The sequence below is a fragment of the Massilia sp. X63 genome (assembly GCF_041023745.1).
Classification (GTDB): domain Bacteria; phylum Pseudomonadota; class Gammaproteobacteria; order Burkholderiales; family Burkholderiaceae_D; genus Telluria.
This window is the reverse complement of record NZ_JBFTEF010000005.1, coordinates 181,193-204,353: the sequence shown is the minus strand read 5'-3', so window position 1 is coordinate 204,353 and position 23,161 is coordinate 181,193. Positions and strand designations below refer to the sequence as shown.

The 23,161-nt window shown below is 66.5% G+C and carries 21 protein-coding genes and 1 other RNA gene; 18 read left to right on the top strand and 4 right to left on the bottom strand.

Annotation, left to right across the window (positions count from 1 at the left end; genetic code table 11):
• Positions 1–4 precede the first annotated feature (4 nt).
• Positions 5–1,159: a signal recognition particle-docking protein FtsY gene (gene ftsY, locus AB3347_RS12290; RefSeq protein ID WP_369092090.1), complete on the bottom strand. Its 1,155-nt coding sequence runs from the start codon at positions 1,157–1,159 to the stop codon at positions 5–7.
• A 24-nt stretch (positions 1,160–1,183) separates the two neighbouring features.
• Here ftsY and AB3347_RS12285 point away from each other — a divergent pair, with 24 nt between their 5' ends.
• Positions 1,184–1,600 carry a hypothetical protein gene (locus tag AB3347_RS12285; protein ID WP_369092089.1) on the top strand — a complete coding sequence of 139 codons (417 nt, stop codon included), beginning with the start codon at positions 1,184–1,186 and terminating at the stop codon, positions 1,598–1,600.
• A 111-nt stretch (positions 1,601–1,711) separates the two neighbouring features.
• On the opposite strand, the gene AB3347_RS12280 is transcribed toward AB3347_RS12285, so the two are convergent.
• Entirely contained in the window at positions 1,712–3,415 is a 1,704-nt protein-coding gene (locus tag AB3347_RS12280) for a thiamine pyrophosphate-binding protein (protein ID WP_369092088.1), read from the bottom strand.
• 147 nt (positions 3,416–3,562) lie between these two features.
• Here AB3347_RS12280 and AB3347_RS12275 point away from each other — a divergent pair, with 147 nt between their 5' ends.
• The 3 genes from AB3347_RS12275 (at position 3,563) to glpK (ending at position 6,609) form a co-directional block, all read left to right on the top strand.
• Positions 3,563–4,681 carry a S41 family peptidase gene (locus AB3347_RS12275; RefSeq protein ID WP_369092087.1) on the top strand — a complete coding sequence of 373 codons (1,119 nt, stop codon included), beginning with the start codon at positions 3,563–3,565 and terminating at the stop codon, positions 4,679–4,681.
• A 60-nt stretch (positions 4,682–4,741) separates the two neighbouring features.
• An RNA gene (gene rnpB, locus AB3347_RS12270) (RNase P RNA component class A) lies at positions 4,742–5,080 on the top strand.
• A gap of 41 nt (positions 5,081–5,121) precedes the next feature.
• On the top strand, positions 5,122–6,609 hold the full coding sequence (glpK, locus tag AB3347_RS12265; protein WP_369092086.1) for a glycerol kinase GlpK: 1,488 nt from the start codon (positions 5,122–5,124) through the stop codon (positions 6,607–6,609).
• A gap of 77 nt (positions 6,610–6,686) precedes the next feature.
• On the opposite strand, the gene AB3347_RS12260 is transcribed toward glpK, so the two are convergent.
• Positions 6,687–7,451, bottom strand: a complete 765-nt coding sequence (locus tag AB3347_RS12260; protein ID WP_369092085.1) for a PEP-CTERM sorting domain-containing protein — start codon at positions 7,449–7,451, stop codon at positions 6,687–6,689.
• Positions 7,452–7,709: 258 nt separating this feature from the next.
• Here AB3347_RS12260 and AB3347_RS12255 point away from each other — a divergent pair, with 258 nt between their 5' ends.
• The 3 genes from AB3347_RS12255 (at position 7,710) to AB3347_RS12245 (ending at position 8,972) form a co-directional block, all read left to right on the top strand.
• Positions 7,710–8,369: a DUF6622 family protein gene (locus tag AB3347_RS12255; RefSeq protein ID WP_369092300.1), complete on the top strand. Its 660-nt coding sequence runs from the start codon at positions 7,710–7,712 to the stop codon at positions 8,367–8,369.
• 18 nt (positions 8,370–8,387) lie between these two features.
• Positions 8,388–8,663 (top strand): hypothetical protein, encoded by a 276-nt coding sequence (locus AB3347_RS12250; RefSeq protein ID WP_369092084.1) that lies wholly within the window; start codon positions 8,388–8,390, stop codon positions 8,661–8,663.
• 66 nt (positions 8,664–8,729) lie between these two features.
• Entirely contained in the window at positions 8,730–8,972 is a 243-nt protein-coding gene (locus AB3347_RS12245; RefSeq protein WP_369092083.1) for a hypothetical protein, read from the top strand.
• Positions 8,973–8,997: 25 nt separating this feature from the next.
• Here AB3347_RS12245 and AB3347_RS12240 read toward each other — a convergent pair whose 3' ends face one another.
• The gene (locus tag AB3347_RS12240; protein WP_369092082.1) at positions 8,998–9,948 is read right to left on the bottom strand and encodes an AAA family ATPase; all 951 of its coding nucleotides are present in this window, start codon (positions 9,946–9,948) and stop codon (positions 8,998–9,000) included.
• A 507-nt stretch (positions 9,949–10,455) separates the two neighbouring features.
• On the opposite strand from AB3347_RS12240, the gene mraZ reads away from it, so the two are divergent.
• Genes mraZ through murC form a run of 11 tightly spaced genes read left to right on the top strand, consistent with a single transcriptional unit; the run spans position 10,456 to position 23,156 of the window.
• Positions 10,456–10,884 (top strand): division/cell wall cluster transcriptional repressor MraZ, encoded by a 429-nt coding sequence (gene mraZ / locus AB3347_RS12235; RefSeq protein ID WP_369092081.1) that lies wholly within the window; start codon positions 10,456–10,458, stop codon positions 10,882–10,884.
• A gap of 7 nt (positions 10,885–10,891) precedes the next feature.
• Positions 10,892–11,866 (top strand): 16S rRNA (cytosine(1402)-N(4))-methyltransferase RsmH, encoded by a 975-nt coding sequence (gene rsmH / locus AB3347_RS12230; RefSeq protein WP_369092080.1) that lies wholly within the window; start codon positions 10,892–10,894, stop codon positions 11,864–11,866.
• The gene (ftsL, locus tag AB3347_RS12225; protein ID WP_369092079.1) at positions 11,863–12,135 is read left to right on the top strand and encodes a cell division protein FtsL; all 273 of its coding nucleotides are present in this window, start codon (positions 11,863–11,865) and stop codon (positions 12,133–12,135) included. Before rsmH ends, ftsL begins: the two co-directional genes overlap by 4 nt.
• Positions 12,132–13,907: a peptidoglycan D,D-transpeptidase FtsI family protein gene (locus tag AB3347_RS12220; RefSeq protein WP_369092078.1), complete on the top strand. Its 1,776-nt coding sequence runs from the start codon at positions 12,132–12,134 to the stop codon at positions 13,905–13,907. The genes ftsL and AB3347_RS12220 overlap by 4 nt, the downstream gene beginning before the upstream one ends.
• Positions 13,907–15,442 (top strand): UDP-N-acetylmuramoyl-L-alanyl-D-glutamate--2,6-diaminopimelate ligase, encoded by a 1,536-nt coding sequence (locus AB3347_RS12215; protein ID WP_369092077.1) that lies wholly within the window; start codon positions 13,907–13,909, stop codon positions 15,440–15,442. The genes AB3347_RS12220 and AB3347_RS12215 overlap by 1 nt, the downstream gene beginning before the upstream one ends.
• The gene (gene murF, locus AB3347_RS12210; RefSeq protein ID WP_369092076.1) at positions 15,442–16,809 is read left to right on the top strand and encodes a UDP-N-acetylmuramoyl-tripeptide--D-alanyl-D-alanine ligase; all 1,368 of its coding nucleotides are present in this window, start codon (positions 15,442–15,444) and stop codon (positions 16,807–16,809) included. The genes AB3347_RS12215 and murF overlap by 1 nt, the downstream gene beginning before the upstream one ends.
• A gap of 1 nt (position 16,810) precedes the next feature.
• A complete protein-coding gene (gene mraY / locus AB3347_RS12205; protein ID WP_369092075.1) occupies positions 16,811–17,980 on the top strand; it encodes a phospho-N-acetylmuramoyl-pentapeptide-transferase in 1,170 nt (389 codons plus the stop codon).
• A 4-nt stretch (positions 17,981–17,984) separates the two neighbouring features.
• Positions 17,985–19,484, top strand: a complete 1,500-nt coding sequence (murD, locus tag AB3347_RS12200; RefSeq protein ID WP_369092074.1) for a UDP-N-acetylmuramoyl-L-alanine--D-glutamate ligase — start codon at positions 17,985–17,987, stop codon at positions 19,482–19,484.
• Positions 19,484–20,701 carry a putative lipid II flippase FtsW gene (ftsW, locus tag AB3347_RS12195; protein WP_369092073.1) on the top strand — a complete coding sequence of 406 codons (1,218 nt, stop codon included), beginning with the start codon at positions 19,484–19,486 and terminating at the stop codon, positions 20,699–20,701. Before murD ends, ftsW begins: the two co-directional genes overlap by 1 nt.
• Complete coding sequence (gene murG, locus AB3347_RS12190; RefSeq protein ID WP_369092072.1) at positions 20,698–21,771, top strand: undecaprenyldiphospho-muramoylpentapeptide beta-N-acetylglucosaminyltransferase; 1,074 nt, start codon at positions 20,698–20,700, stop codon at positions 21,769–21,771. Before ftsW ends, murG begins: the two co-directional genes overlap by 4 nt.
• On the top strand, positions 21,768–23,156 hold the full coding sequence (gene murC / locus AB3347_RS12185) for a UDP-N-acetylmuramate--L-alanine ligase (protein ID WP_369092071.1): 1,389 nt from the start codon (positions 21,768–21,770) through the stop codon (positions 23,154–23,156). Before murG ends, murC begins: the two co-directional genes overlap by 4 nt.
• The last annotated feature ends 5 nt before the right edge of the window (positions 23,157–23,161 follow it).

Below are 23,161 nucleotides of genomic sequence, written 5' to 3'. Positions count from 1 at the left end.
TTCCTTAACCGAGCAGCGCTTCGACGAATTCGTCGGCGTTGAACGGCTGCAGGTCGTCCAGCTTCTCGCCCACGCCGATGAAGTACACCGGCACCGGGCGGGTGCGTGCGATCGCGGCCAGCACGCCGCCCTTGGCGGTGCCGTCCAGCTTGGTGATCACCAGGCCGGTGAGCTGCAGCGCGTCGTCGAAGGCCTTCACCTGGGCCAGGGCGTTCTGGCCGGTGTTGCCGTCGATGACCAGGAGCGTTTCGTGCGGGGCGCCATCCATGCCCTTGCCGATGACGCGCTTGATCTTCTTGAGTTCTTCCATCAGGTGCAGCTGGGTCGGCAGGCGGCCGGCGGTGTCGACCATCACGACGTCGGTGCCGCGCGCCTTGCCCGATTGCACCGCGTCGAAGGCGACCGCGGCCGGGTCGCCCGAGGCCTGCGAGATCACGGTGACGTTGTTGCGCTGGCCCCAGACCATTAGCTGCTCGCGCGCGGCGGCGCGGAAGGTGTCGCCCGCGGCCAGCAGCACCGACTGGTCGAAGCGCTGCATGTGCTTGGCCAGCTTGCCGATGGTGGTGGTCTTGCCGGCGCCGTTCACGCCCGAGATCATCATCACCAGCGGTTCGTGGCGCCCCAGCTCCAGCGGCTTCTGCAGCGGCAGCAGGAGCTCGACCATCAGCTCCTTGAGCGCGGCCTTGACCTGGGCGGCGTCCAGCAGCCGGTCTTCCTTGACTTTGCGGCGCAGGGCGTCCAGCAGGTACTGGGTGGCGTCCATGCCGGCGTCGGACATCAGGAGGGCGGATTCGAGTTCCTCGTACAGGTCCTCGTCGATGCGCGCGCCGACGAACAGCAGCGACAGGTTGCTCGAGGTCTTGGACAGGCCGGCCTTCAGGCGCGCCATCCAGGAACGCTTCTGCTCGGCTTCGCTGGTGGGGCGTTCCGCGGTTTCCGGGAACAGCTCGCCGACTTGGACCGCGGCCGGTGCGGCCGGGGCGGGAGCGGGAGCGGGAGCCGAAACTGGCGCCGAGACTGGAGCAGGAGCAGGCGCCTGGCTCGGCGGCGCATCCAGCGCACCGGGCACGAACATCGGCGCCGCCGCGGGAGCGGACGCCGCTTGCTGCGGCTCAGGAAGCTCGGTTTCAGGCTTCTTTCTTTTGAAGAAACTAAACATATATAGGGGCGAATCCTGCGCACGATGCCGGCGCGAGCCGGCGATGAAAAAAGTAGCGAATATTTTACCAGAGCAGCAAGACACATCCTCCAGCAGCGCGGGCCGATGCTGGAAGATGCGTCGAAGGAACTGTTTGTTGTGTTATTGCTGAAACTGACTGGCTACTCAACAGTGCGGTTCTGGAAAACGCCGGCGACTTGCGTTAAATTGAACACAGAGAGAAAACCACAAAAGACAACGGGGCACACCGTGAAAATTACCAATTTCCTGAAGCGGCTCATCCATGGCGACAATGCCACGGATGGCGGCGCCGCGAACATGCGCAACATTATCGTGTGGGCGTTCATTGCCCTCGTCGCATTGTTCCTGACCAATCCCGAGCAGGTCAGTTTCTTCGACAAGCCGATTCCGCTGCCGGCGGAACTGGGGCTCGGCCAGTAGGGTGGGCAGGTTTCCTGCCCACGCGGTGATTGTTACCGGCTCCGCTTTCTCGCGGGATGATCTCGCTGCCAGCAATCACCGCGTGGGCGGCATGGCCGCCCACCCTACGACTTAGCGGCTGGCTTTTGCCGCTGCCGCCGTCTTGCGAATCGTCTCGAGCGTCGCGTTCGGCGTAATCAGGTTGCCGTCGTAGCGCAGTTCGATCACGGCCGGCAGCTTGCGTTCGTTCGCATGCGCCAGCGCGCGCTGCAGGGCGGGCGCGAATTCCTCGGTCTTCTCGACCACCTCGCCGTGGCCGCCATAGGCGCGCGCCAGCGCCGCGAAATCCGGATTGTGCAGATTGGTGCCCGACACGCGGCCCGGGTATTCGCGTTCCTGGTGCATGCGGATGGTGCCGAACATGTTGTTATTAAACACCAGCAGGACCACGCCGGCGCCGTATTGCACGGCAGTTGCCAGTTCCTGTCCGGTCATCATGAATTCGCCGTCGCCGGCAAAGGTGACCACGGTGCGCTGCGGTTCGATGATCTTGGCCGCCACCCCGGCCGGCACGGCATAACCCATGGCGCCGTTGGTCGGGGCCAGCTGGGTGCGCTTTCCGCCGTAGCGGTAGAAGCGGTGCGCCCAGGTCGCGTAGTTGCCGGCGCCGTTGGTGATGATGGTGTCGCGCGGTACTTGCCGCATCAGTTCCTGCATCACCTGCCACAGGTCGAGCGGCGCACCGCCTTCGCGGAAGATCGGCGGCTGCGCCTGCCAGGCGGCCAGTTCGGCCCTGGCCTCGGCGATCGCGCCGGCCCAGGCCGACGCATCCACCGGCGCCATCGCGGTCAGCATCGCGCAGGCCTGCGCCGGGCCGCTGGCGATCATCAGTTCGGCCTGGTACACGCTGCCCAGTTCGTCCGGATCGGCATGGATGTGCACCAGGCGCTGGCGCGGCACCGGCGACGACAGCAGCGAATAGCCGCTGGTGGTCATCTCGCCCAGGCGCGGGCCGATCGCGATCACCAGGTCCGCTTCCTTCACGCGCGCCGCCAGCTTCGGATTGATGCCGATGCCGACGTCGCCCACGTAGTTCGGGTGCGCGTTGTCGAGCAGGTCCTGGAAGCGGAAGGTGCAGCCCACCGGCAGCTGGTTGGCTTCGGCAAAGCGGGCCAGGTCGGCGCAGGCCTGCCCGGTCCAGGAGCCGCCGCCCAGCAGCACGATCGGGCGCTCGGCTTCGGCCAGCATGGCGCGCAGCTGGTCGATCTGCGCTTGCGAGGGCGCGGCCTGCACCGGCTGGTAGCGGCGCGCGTCCGCCACTTCGGCTTTGGTCACCAGCATGTCTTCGGGCAGGGCCAGCACCACCGGGCCCGGACGGCCGCTGGTGGCCACCTGGAAGGCGCGCGCGATGTATTCGGGGATGCGGTCGGCGCGGTCGATCTGGGTCACCCACTTGGCCATCTGGCCGTACATGCGGCGGTAGTCGATTTCCTGGAAGGCTTCGCGGTCGATGAAGTCGCTGCCGACCTGGCCGATGAACAGGATCATCGGGGTCGAGTCCTGGTAGGCGGTGTGCACGCCGATCGACGCGTTGGTGGCGCCCGGGCCGCGGGTGACGAAGCAGATGCCCGGCTTGCCGGTCATCTTGCCGTAGGCCTCGGCCATGAACGCCGCGCCGCCTTCCTGCCGGTTGATCACGAAGCGGATATCCGAATCGTGCAGCGCATCCAGCACGTCGAGGTAGCTTTCGCCGGGGACGCCGAAGGCGGTGTCCACGCCGTGGGTATGGAGCGCATCGACCAGGATCTGGCCGCCGGTGCGGGAAGGGTGCGTCATGGTGTCGATCATCCTTAAGGTTTTGCTATCCGAGCATTCTATGTGGATGAGCCGGGCAAGGCTTTTGAAATGGCGACACAAAATTACACAAAAAGAAGCAAGGCAAACGTATGATCCGAACGTTTATTTTTTCGCAAGCTGCCCCCTATGCCCGCCAAATACCCGATCGGATTCCTGTTTGCGCTCCTGCTGTCCGCGCACATCGGCAGCGCAAGCGCCGCCGGTCCCGAGGCGGACCGCTGCCTGGCCGACCTCGAGGCGATCGCCGCCTTCATGCCGGTCAACGATGCCGGCGGCGCCGACCACCTGGCCGATCATGGCGGCGCCATCGAGGCCGCCTTGCGCAAGGCCCGCGGCGAGGCCGGCGCGCTCACCGACGCCGCCGGCTGCGAGCCGGTCCTGCAGACCTACCTGCGCGCCTGGCGGGTCGGTCACCTGCGGGTGGCGCCGGCGGTGGCGGGCGCCGGCGTGGCCGGAACGACCGCGCGCCCCGAGCTCAAGGGCAGCGCCGACCCGCGCGCGCCGCGCCTGGAGCTGCTGGGCAAGGACACGCTGCTGCTGGTGCTGCCCACCTTCGACGACCGCTACGCCGCGGCCTTGAAAGCGCTGCTGGCCGAGCAGCGTGCGGCGCTCGAATCGCACAAGTACTGGATCGTCGACGTGCGCGCCAACGGCGGCGGTTCCGATTCCACCTACGCGCCGCTGCTGCCCTGGCTGCTCGACGGCGACTACCCGGCGCATTCGGTCGAGTACCTGGTCACGCCGGCCAACATCCGCGCCCAGGAAGGCATCTGCGCGCTCACCAGCGACCCGGCTTCCTGCGCCGAGACCATGGACCCGATCGTGCGCAAGATGCGCGCCGCCGCGCCGGGCAGCCGGGTGCTGATGGGGGAAGAGCGCATGCGCATCGAGCGCGCGCCGGCGCGCGAACCGCAGGCGCCCGCGCGCGTGGCGGTGCTGGTCGACCGCAAGTGCGGCAGCAGCTGCGAACAGTTCCTGCTGAGCGTACGCGGCAGCTTCAAGGTGAAGCTGGTCGGCCGCTCGAGCTTCGGCTCGCTCGACATGTCGAACATGCGCGGGCACGCGCTGCCTTCCGGGCGCATGCTGTACTACGCGACCACGCGCAGCACCCGCCTGCCCGACATGCGTATCGACGGCGTCGGCATCGCACCTGACCTGCTGCTGCCCAAGCCGGCCGACGAGGCCGGACGCGCCGCGGAAGTGAAGCAGGTGCAGCGCTGGCTCGAGACCGGCGCGTTGCGCTAGCAGGACACCGGAGGCCGGGAAGGGGCCGGGCGGCGTCCGCATCGGTTACAATGATGCCGTGAAGCAGGCCAGACAGTCGCTGGTCCTCATCTTCGGGTGAGGGCGGGAGGAAGGTCCGGACTCCACAGAGCGGGGTGACGGTTAACGGCCGTCCGCTGAAAGCCGCAAGGTATAAGGCGAGGAATAGGGCCACAGAGACGAGCGTATTAAGTTACGGTGAAACGCGGTAACCTCCACCTGGAGCAATTCCAAATAGGCACGCGTTGATGTTGCTCGCGGAGCGTGCGGGTAGGAAGCTTGAGCGCTGGAGTAATCCAGCGCCTAGAGGAATGGCTGTCATAGGGGCGTCCCGCAAGGGAGACCACTACACAGAATCCGGCCTATCGGCCTGCTTTACTTGAATTCAGCGGTCCCCCGGCCGCACCCTGGCGGAGTCATCGATGCAGAAATACATCCTTGCCCTCGACCAGGGCACCACCAGCTCGCGCGCCATCCTGTTCGACCGGGCAGGCCTGCCGGTCGCCATCAGCCAGCACGAATATCCCCAGCACTTCCCCCAGCCCGGCTGGGTCGAGCACGACGCCCTCGACATCTGGCACAGCCAGCTCGCCTGCGCGCGCGAAGCCATGCGCCGGGCCGGCATCGACGGCAGCCAGATCGCCGCCGTCGGCATCGCCAACCAGCGCGAAACCACCGTGCTGTGGGATCGCGCCACCGGCGAGCCGGTCGCCCGCGCCATCGTCTGGCAGGACCGGCGCACCGCCGCCATCTGCGATCGCCTGCGCGAAGCGGGCAGGGCGCCCGCCATCGGGCAGCGCACCGGGCTCGAACTCGACGCCTATTTTTCCGCTACCAAGCTGCAATGGCTGCTCGAGCAGGTGCCGGGCGCGCGCGCGCGCGCCGAACGCGGCGAACTGGCCTTCGGCACGGTCGACAGCTGGCTGGTGTACCGCCTGTGCGGACGCCACGTCACCGACGTCGGCAATGCCGCGCGCACGATGCTCTTCAATATCCACAGCCTGCGCTGGGACGAGGAGCTGCTGGCCCTGTTCGGCATCCCGCCGGCGGTGCTGCCGGAGGTCGTCGCCAGCGCCGAGGTGGTCGGGCTGGCGGCCGCCGAGTGGTTCGGCGCGGCGGTGCCGATCGCCGGCATCGCCGGCGACCAGCAGGCCGCGACCTTCGGCCAGGCCTGCCACCGCAAGGGCCTGGTCAAGAATACCTACGGCACCGGCTGCTTCATGTTGATGAACGCGGGCGCCACGCCGCCGGTCTCCCGTAACCGCCTGCTGTCCACCGTTGGCTGGAGCGTCGGCGGCCATACCGATTACCTGCTGGAGGGCAGCGTGTTCATGGCCGGCGCCACCGTCCAGTGGCTGCGCGACGGCCTCGGCATCATCCGGCAATCGTCGGACGTGGAAGCCCTGGCCCTGAGCGTGCCGGACAGCGGCGGCGTGCTGCTGGTGCCGGCGTTCACGGGGATGGGCGCGCCGCACTGGGATCCCTACGCGCGCGGCACCATCGTCGGCATGACGCGCGGGACCACCGGCGCCCACATCGCCCGCGCCGCGGTCGAGGCGATCGCCTACCAGAGCGCCGAGCTGCTGGCGGCGATGCAGAAGGACGCGGCCTGCGCCGTCACCGAGATCCGCGCCGACGGCGGCGCCGCCCGCAACGACCTCTTGATGCAGTTCCAGGCCGACCTGCTCGGCGTGCCGGTGCTGCGTCCGCGCGTGCTGGAAACCACGGCGCTGGGCGCGGCCTACCTGGCGGGACTGGCGGTGGGCTATTGGGACAGCGTGGAGGAGATCGCGCGCCAGTGGCAGGTCGAGCGGCGTTTCGAACCGGCGATGGACGCGGACCGCCGCGCCGAACTGATGGCGCGCTGGGGCCGGGCGGTGGAACACGCGAAAGGCTGGGCGGCCGCTTGAAGCAATCGGCCGCCCGGAAATGACGGGGCGCGATGGGCGCGCGATACCGGCATGGCCGGAACCGCGCTTGCCTGCTCTTACTTCGTAGTGGCCTGGCGACGGCGCATGGCGCCGAACATGGCTGCGCCCAGACCCAGCAGCGCGATCGAGCCCGGTTCCGGTACGGTGCCGCCAGGCTGGCTGGGGTTCTCGGTCGGGCGCGCGAAGGCGCCGACATACAGTTTTTCCGGCGTGCCCTGGGTCGAGTTCGCGCCGAACTGCATGCCGCCGCCGACCACGCACTGTGCCAGGTTGCCGCAGGCAGCAAGCGCTTCGGCGGCTTGCGCAGCGTCCAGCACGAAGCGGTGCTGGCCTGACTGACCGGTGCCGCCGCTGCCGCTCAGGAGCAGGTCCGCACCGGTGTACGAGAAGGTTTTGAGCAGGGTGCCGTTCAGGCTGTACAGGCTCATATACAGATCGGTCAGGGTCGCGCCCGGATCATTGCCGGGTTCGCTGATGTTGACGACAAAGCCGAGCTGGCCGGCGTTCGCCAGGCCGGCGATATTGCTCAGCAAGTAAGTACTGTTGCCGGCGTTGCCCCCGGTATTGTCGCCACCTTCCAGGCCGGTCGACGACACGCAGGTTTGAGCAGGACTTGCCGGATCGCCCCCGGTAAAGCTCACGCAGCCGGATTCGATCGTGTTGCGCGGGCCGTTGTTTTGTACCGTGACCAGGGTGCTCACCGCGCCCAGCCCGGTGCCGGTCTGCTGGGTTCCGGTTTGATAGATCAAGGCGGCAAACGCCGGAGACGCGCCGGCCAACAGGGCAGTGCCAAGGGCAAGTTTGAGAATATTTAATTTCATTAATAGCTCCTGAGAAAACAGTATTGGTATATATCCGCTAGAAGGACGTCAGCAACAATAAAGCAAACTTCGGGCCATAATAAATAATTCCAATAAATCAATTGCTTACGATGAATGTGAAATGGCTTCGCCACGAATTGTAAAGAAAACCGAAAGTTTTAATTTAACATTTATTGAGGTTAGGAAAGTTGTCGAGGCAGAGTTCGAGGCAGAGTGCTGGCATTGGATAATCCTGCGACGCTCCCCTGAGTTTCCCGCCTGAGGCTCCCGCGACTCGCGCCGTTTTGCTGCATTTGGCGGCGCCGGAAAGCAGTTCGTCGCAAACCCGACAGCACATGCGGCGGCGTCGCTAAGCTGGGTACATCGATATCCACGGAGCCCGCCATGCTGCAGCACATCGTCGCAAACACCCCCATCTATGTCTGGGCGATCCTCGCCTTCCTGCTTTATCGCGGCGTGCTCGCGGCGCGCGACCGCGAGATCACCGTCACCCGGATGACGATCGTCCCGGTGCTCATGCTGGTGCTGGCGCTGCAATCCATCGCCGCGCGTTTCGGCCTCGGCTCGCCCGCCATGGCGGCCTGGCTGCTTGGCGCCGCCGCCATCGGCCTGCAGCGCTGGCGCTTCGGCGCCAGCCGCGTCACCGCCGGCAAACCTGGCACCCTGCGCATCCGCGGCAGCTGGACGCCGCTGGCGGCGATGCTGGCGATCTTCGTGCTCAAGTATGCGCTGGCGGTGCTGCAGGCCGTGCAGCCGCAACTGGCCGCCGGCCCGGCCTTCTTCCTGCCCGCATGCGGCCTGCTCGGCCTGTGCAACGGCTACTTCCTCGGTCAGCTGGCCTGCGATGTCGCCGCCGCGCGGCGTGCGGCCGCGGCGCCGGCGCTTGCGCAGGCGCCGGTGCCTGCTAACATGGGCTGATTCGACAGGAGAACACATATGGTGGGCGTTAAGCATTCTGCGTTGACGTGGATCGGGTGGATTTTCGGGATCACGGCCGCTTTCGAGCTGCTCATCCTGCTGATGGGCGGAGCAAGCGCCGAGGTGCTGTTCCGCCTGCTGCCGCTCGCCATCCTGTTCGCCCTGCTGCTAAGGGGCTACCGCTTCCCGCGTTACGTGCTCGGGCTGCTCGCTCTACCTGGCGGGCGGCCTGCCTGTCCTGATGCGCCTCGCGTGACAATCCGAGAGTTTGTCGGTTCGCCCCAGCTGGCATGATCTGCATGCTGCGGGAAGGGGAGCGCCATGTCGGCTTCCCGGGATGACACGAGGGATCGCGAAACGATGAAACCGGAATACTGGTTCCCGGCCAAGCCGCCGGGACACGGATGGGGATGGGGTTTTCCGCAAACCTGGCAGGGCTGGGTAGTCTACCTGGGTTTCTGGGTATTGCTGGCGGTCGGCGTGCTCCTGATCCTGCCGTATAACGTGGGCATCTTCCTGGCCTACGTGTTCGCGATCGCGGCGCTCCTGATCGTCATTTGCTGGTGCAAGGGTGAACCGCCCGGAGGCGGTCCCCGCCGCTAGCCGGCGGCGCCAGGCGCCTCGGAACTCAGAACCCGATCCGCCCCTTGCCCGGCGTCGGCTTGATCCGGATATCGTCCGCGTTCACGCGTTCGCGCCCGGCCGCCACCGCATGGCCGAGGCCATCGAGCAGGGTCTTGCGCAGGTCGCGCGGCGACACGCCGGCCAGCTTGTCCAGCACCACGTCCCCCAGGCGCGGATCGAAGGCCGATAAATTCAGTTCGTCCAGCAGCCCGGCATACATGCGCTGGGCGATTCCGGCCGCCTGCTCCAGGGTCGGCGTCGGCACCTCGTATACCGCCATGCGGTTGAGCAGCGGGTGGGGAATGCCTTCGGTGGAGTTGGCGGTCAACACCCAGAAGATCTGCGAGGCGTCGATCTCGACGTCGATGAATTCGTCGCGGAAGGCGCTGGCCGTTTCCGGCTCGAGCAACTGGTAGAGGGCGGCCAGCGGATCGGACTGCGAGGAACCTGTGGCCTTTTCCACTTCGTCCAGCACGATCAGCGGATTGGCGTACTGGCCGCGCACCAGGCGCTCGGCCACCTTGCCGCATTTTGCGCCGCGCCAGCTGGCCGAACTGCCGGTGATCACGAAACCGGCCGACAGCGCATTCATGCTGATCAGTTCGCATTCGGTCTGCATCACCCGCGCCAGGCGCCGGGCGAAATGGGTCTTGCCCACGCCGGGCCCGCCAAGCAGCAGGATCGGCATCACGTTGAAGCCGCGGTCGCCCGCATGCGCCAATGCCAGGTAGCGGGCGAGGTCGTCCAGGACTTCCTCGAAATTCGGGCATTCGTCGAACAGGGGGGCGAGGGCGTCGATCGACGAGGGCTTGGTGACGAAACGGTCGGCCCCGGTTTCCAGCATGCGCTCGTAGAACGCTTCGAGTTCCGGGGAGCGGCCGCGGCTGCGGTCGAGCGCTTCCTGAACTTCGATCAGGTCGTAGACCGCGCAGGTACGGGCGAGTGTGATGCTCACGGCTGTCTCCTTGTGGCAGAAGTGGGTACTTACCCAGCCTCTGCCGGCAGGCCCGCTCCCATCCAATGGTCCCCATGCTGCCGAGCGGGCCGTGGAGCAGGATGGGTCTTTTCCTTGCCTTGATCCTAGCGCGTCCAGCCGAGCACCGCCAATCCCACGCACCCAATTCTGCAATGCAACTTTCGTTGCTTTGAAAAAATATCACGTCAAGACGTGAGCTTAATCAAACAGAAAGATTGTCTTTACAACTGAGGTGCAACCTTCAATGCGTTTCCTAAGTGACTGATTTACGAGACATTTTATGTTGAACTTGTCGCAATAGGCGCTGCTAAGTCCTTGGTTTCATTAGACAAATTCAGATTTGCCAAACGTGAATTCGCTTGACCACCAACATTGATTCCAATAAAGTGGGAAACAGTGTGAAAAAGTGTCGATTTGTGGGGGATTTTCGGAACCCCGAGCGGCCAAAAAATTCTAAATTGATAATTCTCCAAGCTAGGTAAATACGTGTTCCAGGGCGCGTCAGCGATCAACCTCGATGCAAAAGGAAGGATGTCGATTCCGGCAAAGCATCGTGACGCCCTTGCGGTCCAGTGCGAGGGCCGGATGACGCTGACCAAGCATCCGCACGGCTGCCTGCTGTTCTTCCCCCGTCCGGTGTGGGAACAGCACCGCGAGCAGATCGCCACCTGGCCGATGTCGGCCCGTGCGTGGCAGCGCATTTTCCTTGGTAACGCGTGCGATGTCGAGTTGGACAGCGCGGGCCGGGTGCTGATTTCGCCCGAGCTGCGCGCCGCCGTGGGTTTGGAGAAAGAAGTCATGATGTTGGGCATGGGCACCCATTTCGAAATCTGGGATGCCGCCAAGCTTGCCGAAAGCGAAGCCGAGGCCGTGGCCGGCGGCATGCCCGATGTCCTTTCCAATTTCTCCTTCTGAGGCGCCGATGACGGAAACATGGACGGTGCCCGGTTCGTCGGTACCTGAATACCAGCATCGTACGGTGCTGCTGGACGAAGCAGTGGACGGGCTCGAACTCGTGGGCGAGCGCGTCAACGGTACCTATATAGATGGCACCTTCGGCCGCGGCGGTCACAGCCGGCTGATCCTGTCGCGACTGGGCCCGCAGGGGCGCCTGATCGCATTCGACAAGGATCCGCAGGCGATCGCGACGGCGGAAAGCGTGGAAGATCCGCGCTTCACGATCGTGCACGACAGTTTTGCCACGATGCTCGACGCGCTGGCCGCGCGCGGCATCGGCCAGGTGGACGGCATCCTGCTGGACCTTGGTATTTCGTCGCCCCAGGTGGACGACGCATCGCGCGGATTCAGTTTCCGCCAGGATGGCCCGCTCGACATGCGCATGGACACCACGCGCGGGATGTCGGCGGCCGAATGGCTGGCCACCGCGTCGGTACAACAACTGGAAAAGGTTATAAGAGATTATGGAGAAGAGCGGTTTGCTTTCCAGATTGCAAAGGCGATTGTTGCTCGCCGCGCAATCCAGCCAATTTCGACCACACGAGAGCTTGCCGCAATCGTGGCAGACGCGGTCAAAACCCGGGAAAAAGGCAAGGATCCGGCAACCCGGACCTTTCAGGCTGTCCGGATTTTCATCAATAAAGAGCTTGAAGACCTTGAAGCAGGTCTGAGCGCCGCCTACGCGATGCTGGCGCCGGGGGCGCGCATGTCCGTGATCAGCTTCCACTCGCTGGAAGACCGCATGGTCAAGCAGTTCCTGGCATCGAAAGCCAAGGTGGAGCAGCCGGATCGCCGGCTGCCGATCCGTGCCGTCGACCTGCCGCAGCCCTTGATGAAACTGATTTCCAAGATCAAGCCGTCCGACGCCGAAGTCGGCGCCAATCCGCGTGCCCGCTCGGCGGTGCTGCGCGTGGCCGAACGCCTTGGAGGGGCGGGATGAGCGTCAAGCTGAACATCGTGCTGACGGTCGCCGTGGTCGGCTGCGCCCTGTCGGTGGTGAACGCGCGCTACCAGTCGCGCCACCTGCTGATCGAGCTCGAACGCCTGAACCAGCATGCGCGCCAGCTCGAGATCGACTGGGCCCAGCTCCAGCTCGACCAGTCCACGCTCGGCAAGAACGAACGCATCGAGCAGATCGCCCGCACCAGCCTGAACATGGCTCCCCTGAGCCCGGCCCGTACCCAATACCTGACGGAAGGGGCGAAATGAGCCGTGCCGAACGTCGCAACACCGCGCGCGTGGCCGCTTCCAAGGGCGTGGCTTTCTCGAAAAGCCCGGTGCTGGCCGTGAACGTCCCGAACTGGCGTTCGCGCCTGGTGCTGTTCGTCCTGTTCTCGGCCTTCGTGGCGCTGGGCGCGCGCGCACTGTGGCTGCAGGGCGTGTCGACCCAGTTCCTGCAGAAGCAGGGCAAGAGCCGCTACGAGCGCGTGGTCGAACTGCCGGCCGCGCGCGGCAAGATCATGGACCGCCACGGCCAGGTGCTGGCGTCTTCGCTGCCGGTGAAGGCGGTGGCCGCCTTCCCGAAGGAAGTGCTCAAGGAGCCCGCCGACAAGCTGGCCGAACTGGCGCGCCTGCTCGAGATGCCACAAGCCGAACTGCGCGCCAAGCTCGATCCGAAGCGCACCTACGTCTACCTGAAGCGCCAGGTCGAGATGGGCGCGGTCGAGAAGATCGAGAAGCTCAAGATCGAGGGCATCGACACCCGCAAGGAATACAAGCGCTACTACCCGCAGGGCGAAGTGATGACCCACTTGGTGGGATTCACCAACGTCGAGGACAAGGGCCAGGAAGGCATGGAGCTGTTCCACCAGAAGGCGCTGATGGGCGTGCCGGGCAGCCGCCGCGTGATCCGCGACCGCCTCGGCCACATCGCCGAGGACCTGGGCATGTTTCGCGAGCCGCACGAGGGCAAGGACCTGACCCTGTCGGTCGACAGCAAGCTGCAGTACATCGCCTTCACCAGCGTGAAGAACGCGGTCGAGAAGTTCAACGCCCAGGCCGGCGGCGCCGTGGTGCTCGACGTCGAGACCGGCGAAGTGCTGGCCATGGCCAACTACCCGACCTACAACCCGAACGACCGCTCCAAGCTGACCGGCGCGCAGCTGCGCAACCGCGTCATCACCGACACCTTCGAACCCGGCTCGACGATCAAGCCGGTGACGGTGGCGCTCGGCCTCGAGACCAAGCGCATCACCCCGGACACGGTATTCGACCTGAATCCCGGCTACATCATGGTGACTGGCAAGCGCATCCGCGACACCCACAACTACGGCGTGCGCAACGTCGGCGGCATCATCCAGAAGTCCTCGAACATCGGCGTGGTCAAGATCTCGCAGATGATCCCGCAGCAGGAAATGTGGGAGATGTACACCAAGCTGGGCTACGGCCAGGCGCCGCGCTTCGGCTTCCCGGGCGCCACCGCCGGCCGCGTGCGTCCATGGAAATCGTGGAAGCCGATCGAATACGCCAACATGGCCTTCGGCCACGGCCTGTCGGTGTCGCTGCTGCAGATGGCGCGCTCCTACATGATCTTTGCCCGCAACGGCGACATCATCCCGTTGTCCTTCCTGAAGGTGGACGAGAAGCCGGTCGGCCAGCAGGTGATCTCGCCGAAGACCGCGGCCCAGGTGCGCACCATGCTCGAATCCGTGGTCGGCCCGGAAGGCACCGCCTCCAAGGCCCAGGTGCCGGGCTACCGCATCGGCGGCAAGACCGGCACCGCCGAAAAGATCGTCAACGGACGCTACTCGCGGACCGACAACATCGGCTACTTCGTCGGCATCGCGCCGATGTCCAAGCCCCGTTTCATCATTGCGGTCATGGTCGACAACCCGCGCGGCGCCTTCCGCACTGGCGGCAGCGTCGCGGCGCCGACCGCCGCGGACCTGGCGGCCAACGCCTTGCGGGCCGCCAACGTGCCGCCCGACTCATCGATCACCGACATCATCATTCCGGCAGAACCGGTAGAGGAGAGCTTGTGATGGCGATGAGCCTGAACGACATCGGCCAATGGATTCGCGCCGCCGCTCCAGGCGGCCGACTCGTTTCTGACTCCCGCCGCGTGCGCGAGGGAGACGTGTTCTTCGCTTATCCGGGCGAAGGCGCCGACGGGCGCAGCTACATCGCCGCCGCGGTGGCGGCCGGCGCCGCCGCCGTCGTGTACGAGGAAAACGGTTTCGACTGGGACGACACGGTCGGGGTGGCGCACCTCGGCGTGGCCGGCCTGAAGAAGAGCGCCGGCCCGATCGCGCACGGCGTATTGGAGCAGCCGGACGCCGGCATGTTCACCGTCGGCGTCACCGGCACCAACGGCAAGACTTCCTGCGCGGTGTGGCTGGGACAGGCGCTGGCGCGCCTTGGCGAGACCGCCGCCGTGATCGGCACGCTGGGCGTCGGCATCGTGCGCGGCAAGGGCGAGCCGAGTTTCGATGCCACCGGCTACACCACGCCGGACGCGGTGCTGCTGGCCCAGACCCTCGGCGAGCTGCGTGCGCAGCAGGCGAGCGCGCTGGCCATCGAAGTCTCGTCCATCGGCCTGGTGCAGGAGCGTGCCGCCGGCATGCACTTCGACGTCGCCATCTTCACCAACCTGACCCGCGACCACCTCGACTTCCATGGCAGCATGGAAGACTACGAGGCCGCCAAGGTCCGCCTGTTCGAGTGGGACGGCCTGAAGCAGGCCGTGGTCAACCTGGACGACCCGGCCGGCCAGCGCCTGGTGGCGCACCTGCGCAAGAATTTCGCCTCCCTGCCGGTCACCGGCTACACGCTCAAGGCCGAAGCCGAACAGCCGGCCATCGACGGCGTGGGCATCCTGCGCGCCGCGCACATGCGCAGCCGCCATGCGGGCACCGAATTCGCGGTCGACACCCCGGCCGGCACCGCCACCGTGAAGACCCGGCTGGTCGGCCACTTCAACGTCAGCAATGCGCTGGCGGTGCTGGGCGCGCTGCTGGCCAAGGGCGTGCCGCTCAAGTCGGCCGTGGACGCCATCGAGGCGCTGGCGCCGGCCCCCGGCCGCATGCAGCAGATCGGCGGCCAGGATGCGCCGATGGTCGTGATCGACTACGCGCACACTCCCGATGCGCTGGAAAAGACGCTGCAAGCCCTGCGCCAGGTCGCCGAGGAACGCGGCGGCCAGCTATGGTGCGTGTTCGGTTGCGGCGGCGACCGCGATCCGGGCAAGCGCCCGCAGATGGGCGCCATCGCCCAGATGGCCGATCACGTCCTGGTCACCAGCGACAACCCGCGCAGCGAAGACCCCACGAGCATCATCGCCCAGATCGTGGCGGGCATGGACCCGGACCATCCGGCGTCGACCCACCAGACGGTCGAGGACCGCGCCAACGCGATCCTGCTGGCCGTGAAGAACGCTGGCAGGCAGGACGTGATCCTGCTGGCAGGGAAGGGCCATGAGCCCTACCAGGAAATCAAGGGCAAGAAGATTCCGTTTTCCGATGCCGACCATGCTTCGCTGGCATTGACCGCGCGGCTCACCATGATGAGGACCCATTGATGCGCGGTACGCTTGCACAACTGGTCGCCGCGATCCCGGGCGCACGGCTCGTGGGCGGCGACGTCGCCTTCGAGCAGGTCTCGACCGACAGCCGCACGGCGCCGAACGGTGCGCTGTTCGTCGCGCTGAAAGGCGAGACCTTCGACGCCCACGATTTCCTCGGACAGGTCGCCGGGCGCGGCGTGGCCGCGGCCGTCGTTCACCAGCTGCCGGAAGGCTGGACGCTGCCTGCCATCGTGGTGCCGGATACCCTGGTTGCGCTGGGCCGCATCGCCCACTTCTGGCGCAGCCACTTCGCGATCCCCGTGATCGGCGTGACCGGCTCGAACGGCAAGACCACGGTCAAGGAGATGATCGCCTCGATCCTGGCGGCGGCCTTCGGCGAGGATGCCCGCCTGGCCACCCAGGGCAACCTGAACAACGAAATCGGCGTGCCGCTGACCCTGTTCCGCCTGGACGCGACGCACCGCGCGGCCGTGATCGAGATGGGCATGAACCATCCTGGCGAAATCGCCCGCCTGGCAGCGATCGCCGCGCCCACCGTCGCGATGGTGAACAACGCCCAGCGCGAGCACCAGGAATTCATGCACACCGTGGAAGCGGTGGCGCGCGAGAACGGTTCGGTACTGGCGGCACTGCCGGCCGACGGCGTGGCGGTGTTCCCGGGCGACGACGAGTACACCGCGCTGTGGCGCGGGATGGCGTCGTGCCCGGTGCTGACTTTCGGCCTGAGCGAGGCCTGCGACGTGCGCGCCAGCCACACGTCGACCGGATTCGGCAACACGCTGGCGGTGACGGCAAACGGCGCGCAATTCACTGTCGAGCTGGCCGCGGCGGGCGAGCACAACGTGCGCAACGCGCTGGCGGCGATCGCTTCCACCCTGGCCGCGGGCATCCCGCAGGACGCCATCGTGCGCGGCCTGGAAGGCTTTGCGCCGGTCGGCGGCCGCCTGCAGCGCAAGCAGGCCGCGAATGGCGCGACCGTCATCGACGACACCTACAACGCGAATCCCGACTCGATGCGCGCCGCGATCGACGTGCTGGCCGCCTATCCGGCCCCCCGCATCCTGGTGGTGGGCGACATGGGCGAAGTCGGCACGCAGGGAAAAGAGTTTCACGAAGAAGTCGGTGCCTACGCCCAGCAGCGGGGCATCGAACACGTGCTCGCCACCGGCGAACTCACACGCTTCATGAGCGCGTCGGGAGCACGGCATTACGAGCAGTTCGACGAATTATTGGCAGCACTGGATCAAACACTGGGCGGCAATAGCAAGACGACTGTGCTGGTGAAGGGCTCGCGCTTCATGAAGATGGAGCGCGTGGTCCAGCACCTGACCGGACAAACTACCAAGAAAGACGCCCACTGACATGCTTCTCTGGCTCGCCCAATACTTCCAGGACTACCTCGGTCCGCTGCGCGTATTCAACTACATCACCTTCCGCGCGGTCTTTGCGACCATCACCGCGATCACCATCGGCCTGCTCTGCGGCCCGGCCGTGATCCGCAAGCTGACCGCCATGAAGGTCGGCCAGGCCGTGCGCACCTATGGTCCGCAGACCCACCTGGCCAAGCACGGCACCCCGACCATGGGCGGCGTGCTGGTCCTGATCTCGATCGGCATCTCGACCCTGCTGTGGTGCGACCTGTCGAACCGCCTGATCTGGCCGGTGCTGGTCGTGACCATGGGCTTCGGCGCGGTCGGCTGGGTCGACGACTACCGCAAGGTGGTCTACAAGGATCCGGAAGGCATGCGTTCGCGCGAAAAATACTTCTGGATGTCGCTGATCGGCATCGCCTCGGCCCTGTACCTGGCGTTCTCGGTCTCGGCCGCCAATCCCTGGGAAGTGCTGCAGCTGTTCTACGCCTGGGTGCAATCGGGCTTCTCGATGACCCTGCCGCCCAAGGCCGACCTGATCGTCCCGTTCTTCAAGTCGATCAGCTATCCGCTGGGCGTGTGGGGCTTCATCGCGCTGACCTATTGCGTCATCGTGGGTTCGTCCAACGCGGTCAACTTCACCGACGGCCTGGACGGCCTGGCGATCATGCCGACCGTGATGGTGGGCGGCGCCCTGGGCCTGTTCGCCTATCTGACCGGCAGCGTGACCTATTCGAAGTACCTGTTCATTCCCTACATCCCGGGCGCCGGCGAACTCCTGATCTTCTGCGGCGCGATGGCGGGCGCGGGCCTGGCCTTCCTCTGGTACAACGCGCATCCGGCCCAGATGTTCATGGGCGACGTCGGCGCGCTGGCGCTGGGCGGCGCGCTCGGCACCATCGCCGTCATCGTGCGCCAGGAAATCGTCCTGTTCATCATGGGCGGCGTGTTCGTGGCCGAGACCCTGTCGGTGATCATCCAGGTCACCTGGTTCAAGTACACCAAGAAGCGCTACGGCGCCGGGCGGCGCGTATTCCTGATGGCGCCGCTGCACCACCATTTCGAACAAAAGGGCTGGAAGGAGACCAAGGTCGTGGTCCGCTTCTGGATCGTGACCATGGTGCTGGTCCTGGTCGGCCTGTCTACCCTGAAGCTGCGCTAACAGAATGAGCTACGAAGGCAAATCCGCACTGGTGCTGGGCCTGGGAGAATCCGGGCTGGCGATGGCGCAATGGCTGGCGCGCTGCGGCGCGCGCGTGCGCGTCGCCGACACCCGTACCGAGCCGCAGCGCCTGTTCGCGCTGCGCCAGGCGGTGCCGAACGCGGAATTCACGGGCGGCGAATTCGCCGAAGCCCTGCTGGACGGCATGGACTTCGTCGCCGTCAGCCCGGGCCTGGCCCCGCAGCGCGAACTGGCCGCCATCGCGCCTGCTGCGCGCGCGCGCAACATTCCGGTATGGGGCGAGATCGAACTGTTCGCGCAGGCGCTCGCACACCTGCGCGCCGAACGCGCTTATGCCCCGACAGTCATCGCCATCACCGGCACCAACGGCAAGACCACCGTCACCAGCCTGACCGGCCTGCTGTGCCGCCGCGCCGGCCTGAGCACGCGCGTGGCGGGCAACATCAGCCCGGCCGCGCTGGACGTGCTGCGCGAATGCCTCGACAACGATGAACTGCCCGAGGCCTGGGTGCTCGAGCTGTCGAGCTTCCAGCTGCATACCACCTTCAGCCTGCAGGCCGATGCCGCCACCGTGCTGAACCTGACCCAGGACCACCTCGACTGGCACGGCAGCATGGAGGCCTATGCGGCGGACAAGGCGCGCATTTTCGGTTCCAATACCGTGCGCGTGCTGAACCGCGACGATGCGGTCGTGATGCGCATGACGGCCGTGGACACCCCGGTGGTCAGCTTCGGCACTGGCGAACCGATCGAGCCGAACAGCTTCGGCCTGGTCAGCGAGCGCGGTGTGCTGTGGCTGGCCAATGCCGTGGCGCTCGATGACGAAGCGCCGAAAAAACTCAAGAAGGGCGAAGTGGCGCCGCCGGTCGAAGTGAGCGTCAACCGCCTGATGCCGGCCGACGCGCTGAAGATCCGCGGCCTGCACAATGCCGCCAATGCGCTGGCCGCACTGGCCCTGTGCCGCGCCTGCGGCCTGCCGCTGGCGCCGCTGCTGCACGGCCTGCGCGACTACGCGGGCGAGCCGCACCGTGTCGAGCTGGTCGCCAGCATCGACGGCGTCGACTATTACGACGACAGCAAGGGCACCAACGTGGGCGCCACCGTGGCCGCGCTCGAAGGCCTCGGCAAAGCCTTCGCCGGCGAAGACCAGCAGATCCTCTTGATCGCCGGCGGCGACGGCAAGGGCCAGGATTTCGCACCGCTCGCCGCACCGGTTTCGCGTCATGCGCGCGCGGTGCTGCTGATCGGCCGCGACGCCCCGGCCGTGCGCGCCGCGATCGAGCCGACCGGCGTGCCGGTGTTCGACCTGCCGGGCCTGCCGGAAGCGGTGCGCAGGGCCGCCGGCCTGGCGCGCGCGGGCGACGCGGTGCTGCTGTCGCCGGCCTGCGCCAGCCTCGACATGTTCACCAACTACGCGCACCGCGCGCAGGTGTTCGTCGACGCCGTGCGCGACATCGCACTGGAAAAGGGACAGGAGATCTGATGCCCTTCCAGCTTCCATTCAAGTTCTCCGGCACGGCCAGCGACGCGACCATCGCGGCGCGCAGCCGTCCGTCGAAGATGATGGACTACGACCAGCCGCTGGTCTGGGTCACCGTGCTGCTCATGATGTTCGGCCTGGTGATGGTGTATTCGGCCTCGATCGCGCTGCCGGATTCGCCCAAGTTCGCCTACCTGAACGACAAGAACGAATACTTCCTGTACCGCCAGCTGATGTACATCGTGGTCTCGATGGGCGTCGCCGCCGTCGCCTTCCAGGTGCCGATTGCGGTCTGGCAGAAGTGGGCGCCGATGATGTTCATCGGGACCCTGTTCCTGCTGGCGCTGGTCCTGATTCCCGGCGTCGGCGTCTCGGTGAACGGCGCGCGCCGCTGGCTGCCGCTGAAGGTCATGAACCTGCAGCCGTCCGAGATCATGAAGATCGCCGCCGTGCTGTACGCGGCCGACTTCACGGTGCGCAAGCAGGAATACATGCACAAGCTGACCAAGGGCTTCCTGCCGATGATGGTGGCGATCGGCCTGGTCGGCATGCTGCTGCTGCTCGAGCCGGACCTGGGCGCCTTCGGCGTGATCGTCTGCATCGCCATGGGCATCCTGTTCCTGGGCGGGATCAACATCGTCTGGTTCGGCGGCATCGGCGCGCTGCTGGTGCTGATCTTCAGCGCCATCATCGCGCTGTCGCCGTTCCGCCGCGCGCGCATGTTCGCCTACCTCGACCCCTGGGAAGAGGGCAATGCCCTGGACAAGGCCTACCAGCTGACGCACTCCCTGATCGCCTTCGGACGCGGCGAGTTCTTCGGCGTGGGCCTGGGCGGCAGCGTGGAAAAGCTGTTCTACCTGCCGGAAGCGCACACCGACTTCATCATGGCGGTGATCGGCGAGGAACTCGGACTGGCCGGCGTGCTGGTCGTGATCGCGATGTTCTACTGGCTGGTGAAACGCGCCTTCGACATCGGCCGCCAGGCGATCGCCCTGGACCAGACCTTCGCCGGCCTGGCCGCCAAGGGCATCGGCATCTGGATCGGCACCCAGACCTTCATCAACATGGGCGTGAACCTCGGCCTGCTGCCGACCAAGGGCCTGACCCTGCCGCTGATGAGCTTTGGCGGCTCGGGCGTGCTGTTCAACTGCGTCGGCCTGGCGATCCTGTTGCGGATCGACTACGAGAACCGGGTGCGCATGCGCGGAGGCCGGACATGAAGAAGCTCATGATCATGGCGGCCGGCACCGGCGGCCACATCTTCCCCGGCATCGCGATCGCGCAGACCATGCGCGCGCGCGGCTGGGAAGTGTCGTGGCTGGGCACCGCCCACGGCATGGAAAAGGAACTGGTCCCGAAGGCCGGCATCCCGATGGACAGCATCGACTTCGCCGGCCTGCGCGGCAAGGGCATTGGCCACACGATCACCGGCGCCTTCAAGATGGCGGCCAGCTTCCTGGCCGTGCGCCGCTACCTCGGCCAGCGCAAGCCCGACGTGGTGCTGGGCATGGGCGGCTACGTGACCGTGCCGGGCGGGATGATGGCGCGCACCCGCGGCGTGCCGCTGGCGCTGGTGAATGCCGACGCCGCGCTGCTGCTGTCGAACAAGACCCTGGCCCCGATCGCCCAGCGCGTGCTGTTCGGCTTCCCGGCCGATTTCGGCAGGGCCGCGGGCAAGGCGGTGGTCACCGGCAATCCGGTGCGCCAGCAGATCCTCGACCTGCCTTTGCCGGCCGAGCGCTTTGCCGGCCGTTCCGGCCCGCTGCGCGTGCTGGTGGTGGGCGGCAGCCTGGGCGCCAAGGTGCTCAACGACAGCGTGCCGGCGGCACTGGCGCAGATCGACCCGGCCTTGCGCCCGGTCGTGACCCACCAGTCGGGCAAGAAGAACATCGACGCCCTGCGCGCGGCCTACGCCCAGGCCGGCGTGACGGCCAACGTGGTCGACTTCATCGACGACATGGCGGCGGCCTACGCGGATGCCGACCTGGTGATCTGCCGCGCCGGCGCGATCACCGTGTCGGAACTGACGGCGGCCGGCGTGGCCAGCGTGCTGGTGCCCTTTGTCGCCAGCACCACCAGCCACCAGCGCGACAACGCGATCTGGATGCAGGAACAGAAGGCGGCACGCTACCAGCCGCAGGGCGAACTGAATCCGCAGCGGCTGGCGAGCCTGCTGCAAACGACCTCACGCGAAGACTGCCTGGCGATGGCACAGGCGGCGTATGGCGTGGGCAAACGCGACGCCAACGAGGCGATCGCGAAAGAACTTGAACGACTGGCGGAAGCATGAAGCACAAGATCAAGAACATCCATTTCGTCGGGATCGGCGGCAGCGGCATGAGCGGCATCGCCGAAGTGCTGCTCAACCTGGGCTACAACGTCTCGGGCTCGGACCTGTCGAGCAATGCCGCCAGCCAGCGCCTGAGCGAACTGGGAGCCCGCGTGTACACCGGCCACTCGGCCGAACACGTGAACGGCGCCGACGTGGTGGTGACCTCGACCGCCGTCAACGAAGCCAACCCGGAAGTGGTGGCCGCCCGCGCCGCCAAGGTGCCGGTGGTGCCGCGCGCGATCATGCTCGGCGAACTGATGCGCCTGAAGCGCGGCATCGCGATCGCCGGCACCCACGGCAAGACCACCACCACCAGCCTGGTGGCCTCGGTGCTGGCCCAGGGCGGCCTGGACCCGACCTTCGTCATCGGCGGGAAACTGACTGCGGCCGGCGCCAACGCCAAACTCGGCTCGGGCGACTACATCGTGGCCGAGGCCGACGAGTCGGACGCCTCCTTCCTGAACCTGTCGCCGATGATCGAGGTGATCACCAACATCGACGCCGACCACATGGAGACCTACGAGCACGACTTCGAGAAGCTCAAGGCCGCGTTCGTGCACTTCACCCACCGCCTGCCGTTCTATGGCCGCGCGATGCTGTGCATCGACGATCCGCACGTGCGCGCGATCCTGCCGCAGGTGACCAAGCCGGTGACGACCTACGGCTTCTCGCCGGAGGCCGAAGTGCGCGCGCTCGACGCCCATGCCGAGGGCGTGCAGATGCACTTCACCGTGCGCCAGCAGGGCTACCCGGATGCGAAGTTCGTGCTGAACCAGCCCGGCATGCACAACGTCCTGAACGCCTGCTCGGCGATCGCGATCGCGCGCGAGATCGGCATTCCCGACGAGGCCACCAACCTGGGCCTGCAGAATTTCAGCGGCGTCGGCCGCCGCTTCACCCGCTACGGCGAAGTCAGCCTGCCGGGCGGCGGCAGCTTCACCCTGGTGGACGACTTCGGCCACCATCCGGTCGAGACCGAGGTGACCCTGGCCGCGGCGCGCGCCGCCTATCCGGGCCGCCGTCTGGTGCTGGCCTTCCAGCCGCACCGCTACAGCCGCACGCGTGACCTGTTCGAGGACTTCGTGAAAGTGCTGGCGACCCCGGACGTGCTGCTGCTGGCCGACGTCTATCCGGCCGGCGAAGCGCCGATCGTGGCGGCCGACGGCCGCGCCCTGGCGCGCGCGCTGCGCACCGGCGGCAATCTGGAACCGATTTTCGTGGAGGCGATCGCCGACATGCCCGACGCCATCCTGAAGGTGGCGCGCGACGGCGACGTCGTCCTCACCATGGGCGCCGGCTCGATCAGCGGCGTCCCGCACCAACTGACCACTGCAAAGGCTTGAATCAT

Bases quoted from the DNA above. Each gene is read 5' to 3' on its own strand.
- mraY (WP_369092075.1), top strand. From the start codon at position 16,811: ATGCTTCTCTGGCTCGCCCAATACTTCCAGGACTACCTCGGTCCGCTG.
- ftsW (WP_369092073.1), top strand. From the start codon at position 19,484: ATGCCCTTCCAGCTTCCATTCAAGTTCTCCGGCACGGCCAGCGACGCG.
- AB3347_RS12280 (WP_369092088.1), bottom strand. From the start codon at position 3,415: ATGACGCACCCTTCCCGCACCGGCGGCCAGATCCTGGTCGATGCGCTC.
- ftsY (WP_369092090.1), bottom strand. From the start codon at position 1,159: ATGTTTAGTTTCTTCAAAAGAAAGAAGCCTGAAACCGAGCTTCCTGAG.
- AB3347_RS12285 (WP_369092089.1), top strand. From the start codon at position 1,184: ATGCCGGCGCGAGCCGGCGATGAAAAAAGTAGCGAATATTTTACCAGA.
- AB3347_RS12275 (WP_369092087.1), top strand. From the start codon at position 3,563: ATGCCCGCCAAATACCCGATCGGATTCCTGTTTGCGCTCCTGCTGTCC.
- murC (WP_369092071.1), top strand. From the start codon at position 21,768: ATGAAGCACAAGATCAAGAACATCCATTTCGTCGGGATCGGCGGCAGC.
- glpK (WP_369092086.1), top strand. From the start codon at position 5,122: ATGCAGAAATACATCCTTGCCCTCGACCAGGGCACCACCAGCTCGCGC.
- murD (WP_369092074.1), top strand. From the start codon at position 17,985: ATGAGCTACGAAGGCAAATCCGCACTGGTGCTGGGCCTGGGAGAATCC.
- ftsL (WP_369092079.1), top strand. From the start codon at position 11,863: ATGAGCGTCAAGCTGAACATCGTGCTGACGGTCGCCGTGGTCGGCTGC.
- AB3347_RS12215 (WP_369092077.1), top strand. From the start codon at position 13,907: ATGGCGATGAGCCTGAACGACATCGGCCAATGGATTCGCGCCGCCGCT.
- murG (WP_369092072.1), top strand. From the start codon at position 20,698: ATGAAGAAGCTCATGATCATGGCGGCCGGCACCGGCGGCCACATCTTC.
- AB3347_RS12220 (WP_369092078.1), top strand. From the start codon at position 12,132: ATGAGCCGTGCCGAACGTCGCAACACCGCGCGCGTGGCCGCTTCCAAG.
- rsmH (WP_369092080.1), top strand. From the start codon at position 10,892: ATGACGGAAACATGGACGGTGCCCGGTTCGTCGGTACCTGAATACCAG.
- AB3347_RS12250 (WP_369092084.1), top strand. From the start codon at position 8,388: ATGGTGGGCGTTAAGCATTCTGCGTTGACGTGGATCGGGTGGATTTTC.
- murF (WP_369092076.1), top strand. From the start codon at position 15,442: ATGCGCGGTACGCTTGCACAACTGGTCGCCGCGATCCCGGGCGCACGG.
- AB3347_RS12260 (WP_369092085.1), bottom strand. From the start codon at position 7,451: ATGAAATTAAATATTCTCAAACTTGCCCTTGGCACTGCCCTGTTGGCC.
- AB3347_RS12245 (WP_369092083.1), top strand. From the start codon at position 8,730: ATGAAACCGGAATACTGGTTCCCGGCCAAGCCGCCGGGACACGGATGG.